6 protein-coding genes are annotated in these 5,633 nt (G+C 67.2%); all 6 read right to left on the bottom strand.

The window, feature by feature from the left end:
• A partial coding sequence (locus H928_RS32935; protein ID WP_204366328.1) for a hypothetical protein occupies nucleotides 1–438 on the bottom strand: 438 nt, incomplete at its 3' end.
• A complete protein-coding gene (locus H928_RS0119385) occupies nucleotides 435–1,070 on the bottom strand; it encodes an FMN-binding negative transcriptional regulator (RefSeq protein ID WP_021027987.1) in 636 nt (211 codons plus the stop codon). The genes H928_RS0119385 and H928_RS32935, both read right to left, overlap by 4 nt.
• Nucleotides 1,071–1,082: 12 nt before the next feature.
• Nucleotides 1,083–2,519: an amidase gene (locus H928_RS0119390; RefSeq protein WP_021027988.1), complete on the bottom strand. Its 1,437-nt coding sequence runs from the start codon at nucleotides 2,517–2,519 to the stop codon at nucleotides 1,083–1,085.
• A gap of 91 nt (nucleotides 2,520–2,610) precedes the next feature.
• Nucleotides 2,611–4,173 (bottom strand): ABC transporter substrate-binding protein, encoded by a 1,563-nt coding sequence (locus H928_RS0119395; RefSeq protein WP_021027989.1) that lies wholly within the window; start codon nucleotides 4,171–4,173, stop codon nucleotides 2,611–2,613.
• A gap of 51 nt (nucleotides 4,174–4,224) precedes the next feature.
• On the bottom strand, nucleotides 4,225–5,088 hold the full coding sequence (locus H928_RS0119400) for a hydrolase (protein ID WP_021027990.1): 864 nt from the start codon (nucleotides 5,086–5,088) through the stop codon (nucleotides 4,225–4,227).
• Nucleotides 5,089–5,116: 28 nt separating this feature from the next.
• On the bottom strand, nucleotides 5,117–5,633 hold a 517-nt coding region (locus tag H928_RS28820; protein ID WP_043341149.1), incomplete at its 5' end, for an ABC transporter ATP-binding protein.

Below are 5,633 nucleotides of genomic sequence, written 5' to 3' on the forward strand. Positions count from 1 at the left end.
CGGCGCCAGCCGCAGCGTGGTGCCTGCCGGCGCAAACAGGTCCAGGCCCAGGTGGCAGTCGCGCATCGCGCCTTCCAGCCGGGTCGATGCGTAGTTGCTGCTTTGGTAGACGCAGCGCTGCTCCATCCAGTGGCCCACACCCATCTCAAACCCCTGGCTTTGCTGCAGGGCCTCATAGGCGCGGGTGGCGCCTTCGCGGTCCATGCTGGCGCTGGTGGCGGCCACGGCCGAATCGGGGCTGCGGAAATCGACGTGGCCCATGCGCGCCTGTGCCAGGCCGGGCAGCAGCCCACTCCAGCTGCCGCGCTGCTGCGCCATCCAGGCATGGAAGGCAGCAGCCTCCGGCACGGCGCTGAGGCCGCTGTGGTGGCGCGCAATGGCCTGGGCGATGGGGTCGGTCTGTGTGGCGCTGGAACTGTAGGTGGGGGCGGTGGTCATGGTTGTTGGAGTTGGCAGTGCTGCTCTATGGTATCGGCCAGCGCATGCTGGTTCTGCTCGCGCAGGCGCTCGACGGCGCCGCGCATATCGGCCGGGCGCTCGTCCTGGCCCAGCTTGAACTTGGCTTCACAGCGCGCCACCGGCATCTCATAACCCACAATGCCGGGCAGGCGCCGCTCCATGCCGCCGGGGCCCAGCTCGCTGCTGTCCCAGGGGCAGCGGCGGCCACGCTCCATATGGCCCACCAGGTCCTGCAGGTGGGCTACCAGTTCATCTTCTTCGAGCATGCGCGGCGTGCCATGCAGGTGCACCACCTGAAAGCCCCAGGTCGGCGCGCTGTCGCGCTGCGGGTAGTTGGGGTACCAGGACGGCGAGATATAGCCGCCCGGGTCCATCAGGATGGCGATGCTCGGCAGCCCCTGGCGCAAAAAGCGCACATGGTCGCTGGCCGATGCCACATGGGAAACCAGGGTACCCAGCGCGCCACGCGTGGTGTCGAGCCGGAACACCGGGTGGGACAGCGCCACGCCTTCGCTGTGCGGGGTAATCAAGGTGCCCAGCACCACGCGGTCGACCAGCTCCTTGATCTGCGCGGGCTGCTGGGGTTGGTAATAGGGTTTGGTGTAGAGCATAGGGGTCTGGAATCAAGCGTGGACGGGGGGCAGGCGCTGGTCCCAGGGCAGGGCCTGCTCCAGCTGCGCGGCCAGCTGCAGCAGCCGGCTTTCTGCGCCATAGGGGGCGATGAACTGCATGCCAACAGGCAGGCCGCTGGCGCTTTGCCACAGCGGCACGCTCATCGCGGGCACGCCGGCCGCATTGGCCGGGCGGGTGAACACGGTCGCATCCATGAACTCCTGCATAAAGTGCTGCGCATCGTGCTGGCGCACATCGAGCGCCTGCAGGCCCTGGGGCAAGGTGGGCATCACCGGGCAGACCAGCAGGTCATAGCGGCCAAACATCTCGCCCAGGCGCCGGGCGATGCTGTTGCAGGTATGGCGCGCGGCCAATAGGTCGACAGCACCCAGGCGCCGCCCTTGCTCGGCCAGGCCCAGGTTCACCGGCTCAAAGAACTCCGCCGTCGCTGGCGTGCCGGTGCTGCGCACCAGATCATCCACCTCCAGCGCGGTATAGGCGGCAATGATGCGGCTAAAAGCAGCGGCCAGATCGCTGTGCGAGAAGTTCCAGTGCGCCTCTTCGGTCACATGGCCCAGCTCTTGCAGCAGGCGGCGCGTGTCCTGCAGGCCTTGCAGGATGCTGCTGTCCAGCACCTGGCCCGGGCTTGCATCCTGCAGCACGCCAATGCGCAGCCGGCCGGGCGGGCGCAGCAGCGCCTGGCTAAAGGCTTCGGCCTTGGCCGGTGCGGCATAGAGCGAGCCGGGCTCCAGCGCATCAGTGAGGTCCAGCATCAGCGCCGAATCGCGCACACTGCGCGTGAGCACATGGTGACTCACGAGGCCGCCCCAGTTCTCGCTGGAGACGGGGCCGCAGGCCACACGGCCGCGCGAGGGGCGCAGGCCAAACAGCCCCGTGCAGGCCGCCGGTATGCGGATCGAGCCCGCGCCGTCATTGCCATAGGCCAGCGGCACCATGCGGGCGGCCACTGCTGCGGCCGAGCCCCCCGAGGAGCCGCCCACATTGTGCGCAGCACTCCAGGGGTTCAGGGTGCGGCCATGCAGGCTGGGCGCGGTCGCCACATTGGCCGAGAACTCGGGCAGATTGGTCTTGCCGACGATCACCATGCCCGCCTGCTGGTAGCAGCGCACGAGGGTGTGGTCGGTGGTCGAGACATGGCCCAGCGCTGCGCGCGAGCCATAGGACATCGCCGCGCCGGCATAGCTGGGGCAGTCGTCCTTGAGCAGCACCGGCACGCCGCGCAGCGGCGCATCAGCGGGCAGCTGGCGCAGCTGTTCTTCTGCCTGCTCGCGCATCGTCAGGATCACGGCATTGAGCTGGGGGTTGCAGCGTTCGATGGCGTCAAAGGCATGGTCCACCGCCGCCTGGGGGGTGAGCGCACCAGCGCGGATGGCCTGGGCCAGTGCCGTGGCATCGGCCAGGCGGTAGTCGGTTGCAGAAAAAGACATACAGGGTGTGAAACGCGGAGAGCGGAATGCGGGGAAAGAGGTGCGCGCGTGGCCGAACCAGAGCGTTCTGGCCACGCGCGCAGAGGCTGACTTAGGGCGCGGCGCGGGTCACACCCCAGAAGCGGTGCGTGCCGGCAGGCCAGCCCTTGTAGCCCTTGATGCTGGGCGCCATCGCGGTGACCACGGGCAGGTTGTACAGGCCGATGATCGGCACCTCCTTGGCCATCAGCGCATGGAGCTGGTTGAACAGGTCCTTGCGGCGGGCCGGGTCGCGCTCCATCGCCACCTGCTTGAGCAAGGCCGAAGCCTGTGCATCGTCCCACTGGCGGGGCGGGTCGGCCTTTTTGTCGCCAATCAGCGATTCATACATCAGCAAGGGATCGAGCCGCGCCGAGTAGGCAAAGATGGCCAGCTCGTACTGGCCCTTGCCATACAGATCCAGCTGTGAGGCCCAGTCACGCACCTTGATGTCGATGTTGATGCCGGCCGAGCCCAGCAGCGCCTGCAAGATGGTGGCCAGCTGCACGCGCTCCTGGCGATTGGCCACCAGCAGCGTGATGGGCTGGCCCTTGTAGCCCGCCTGCTTGGCCAGCGCGCTGGCGCCCACCGGGTCATAGCCGGGCCAGGCCTTGCTGCGCTGGTCGTAGTAGGGGCTGAGCGGCGATATCACCGAGGGGTTGGGCGTGAACAGGCCCTTGCCGGCGGCCTCGGCCACATCGGGCAGGCTCAGTGCCTTGGCAATCGCCTGGCGCATGCGCACATCCTTGAGCGCGGGCGCCTCGGTCTGCAGCTGCAGCACCACCCAGCTCGGCGTGGGCTGCACCTCCACCTGCACGCCCTTGTCCTTGAGCACCTTGATGGTGTCGGGGTCCACATCGTCGATGACATCGAGGTCGCGCGAGAGCACGCCGTTGGAGCGGGTGCTGGCATCGGGCACGGTCACAAAGCGCAAGGTGGCAATGCTGGCCTGCTTGTTGCCGGCATAGCCATCGCGCGCGCCGGGCAGCGCACTGTAGTCGGCAAAGCGCTTGAGCTCGGTGTAGCGGCCGGTCTGCTTCTCGGCAAAGCTGTAGGGGCCGGTGCCGATCACCTGGCTGACGCTGCCGTTGGCAGCTACCGAATCAGGGTGGATGATCCAGGGCGTGCACTGGATGGTCGCCAGGGTCATCAGGAAGTTGGGCGCAGGCGCCGAGAAGCTAAAGCGCACGGTCTGTGCATCGACCGCCTTCACCTCCTGCAGCGCCGGGCCGATCTTGCCGTTGTAGCGGTTGATGCACTGGAAGTTGGTCTTGGGATCGAGGTAGCGCTTGAAGTTCCACACCACATCGGCGGCCGACAAGGTCTTGCCATTGTGAAAACGCACATTCGGGCGCAGCTTGAAGTCGTAGCTGGTGCTGTCGTCATTCGCCTTCCAGCTGCTGGCCAGCATGGGCTTGATGCTCAGGTCCTCGCCATAGGCCACCAGGCCCTCGACCACATGGGCCATCACCATGTCGGAGTTGGCGTCGCGGTTGACACCGGGGTTGACGCTGGCGATATCGGCATGCAGCGCCACGCGCAGCATATCGGGGGCGCCGGCGGCCTGGCTGTGGGCACTGAGCGCGCAGGCTGCGGCAAGCAGCGCGGGCGACCAAAGAGAGCGGCTGGTGGGCATGGTCTTCCTTGTGGTGGTGGGGACGGTGGCGTGGGGGCTTGGAACAGGTTCTTACACCGAGGCAGCTTGCGGCGTGCGCAGGCACTGCTGCAAGAAGGCCTCGACCGGCTCGATGACCTTGAAGGGCTCGTGCGCAATGCCGGGCACGGTGTCGCGCTGCACGCGGATGCCATGCGCGGCAAAGCTGTCGGCCAGCGCGGTGATGCGCTCGATGCGGTTGTCGCCCTGCAGCTGGGCACCATCCATCCACAGCGCGCTGTCGCGCGGAATGGTGATCTCCCAGGTGGCGGTGTCGGCCGTGCCGATGATGGTCTGCACGGCTACCTCGCGCATCGCGGCCAGGTTGAGGCTGCGGCCAAAGCGCTGCTCGATGTCGCGCACGCCCACCCACCAGTCGTAGTCGGTGTTGAGCAGGGTGACCACGCCCGGCGCGCCGATCGAGACGGCCTGCAGGCGCTCGGGGTGCAGCAGAAAAAAGCGCTGGCAGAACTGGCCGCCGCCCGAGAAGCCATACATCAGAAAGCGCTGGCTGCGCAGGCGGTATTTGGCCGCCACCTCGTCGACCATGGACAGCAACACCTGGTCATAGCGGATGCCATGGAAAAGAATGCGCTTGTAGTTGGCCAGGTCGCCCGCCACGCCAATGCCGGCGGGGAAAAGCGGCGCCAGCACGATGCAGTCATTGCGGTCGGCAAAGTCGGCAAAGCGGTCGCGGTACTGGCTGGCGGTGCGGCCCGTGCCGTGCACGATCACTGCCAGGTCATAGCGCTTGTCCTCGCTCTCGCTGTAGTTTTTGGGCACGTAGAGGCAGTAGCTGAAGCGCTGGTCGAACTGGCTGGCAAAAAAGGTGGTGGCGCCAAAGTCGTAATAGCTGAGCTTGATGCCGTGGCCCTGGCGGGCGGGAGGGGATGACATAGAAGACTCCTGAAAGGTTGCTGAATTTTTAGGCAGGGCAGGCAGCGCCGTCCGCAGAGGCGTTGGCCCGGCCTTCGGCATGGCGCCAGCGCAGATGCACGCCGCCATCGGGCGTCGCCTGCAGCATGGGGATGGCATCGAGCAGCTGGCGCGTATAGGGGTTCTGCGGCTGGTCAAACACGGCATCGCGCGTGCCCTGCTCGGCAATCAGGCCGCCCTGCACGACGATGACCCGGTCGGCAATCTGCTCGACCACGCCCAGGTCGTGGCTGATGAAGAGGCACGAGAAGCCATAGCGCTGCTGCAGCTCGGCCAGCAGGTCCAGCACCTGGGCGCGCACCGTCACATCGAGCGCAGAGACCGCCTCGTCGGCGATCATCAGCGCCGGGCGCCGCACCAGCACGCGGGCAATGGCCACGCGCTGGCGCTGCCCGCCCGAGAGCTCATGCGGGTAGCGCGTCGCAAAATCGCCGCCCAGCCCCACATCGGCCAGCGCCTGCTGCACGCGCTCGCGCTTGTCGCTGGCGCTCAGGCCCTCGGCCCTG

Origin of the sequence: Comamonas sp. B-9 (genome assembly GCF_000410635.1) — a bacterium.
In the GTDB taxonomy this organism is placed as follows: Bacteria; Pseudomonadota; Gammaproteobacteria; order Burkholderiales; family Burkholderiaceae_C; genus Comamonas.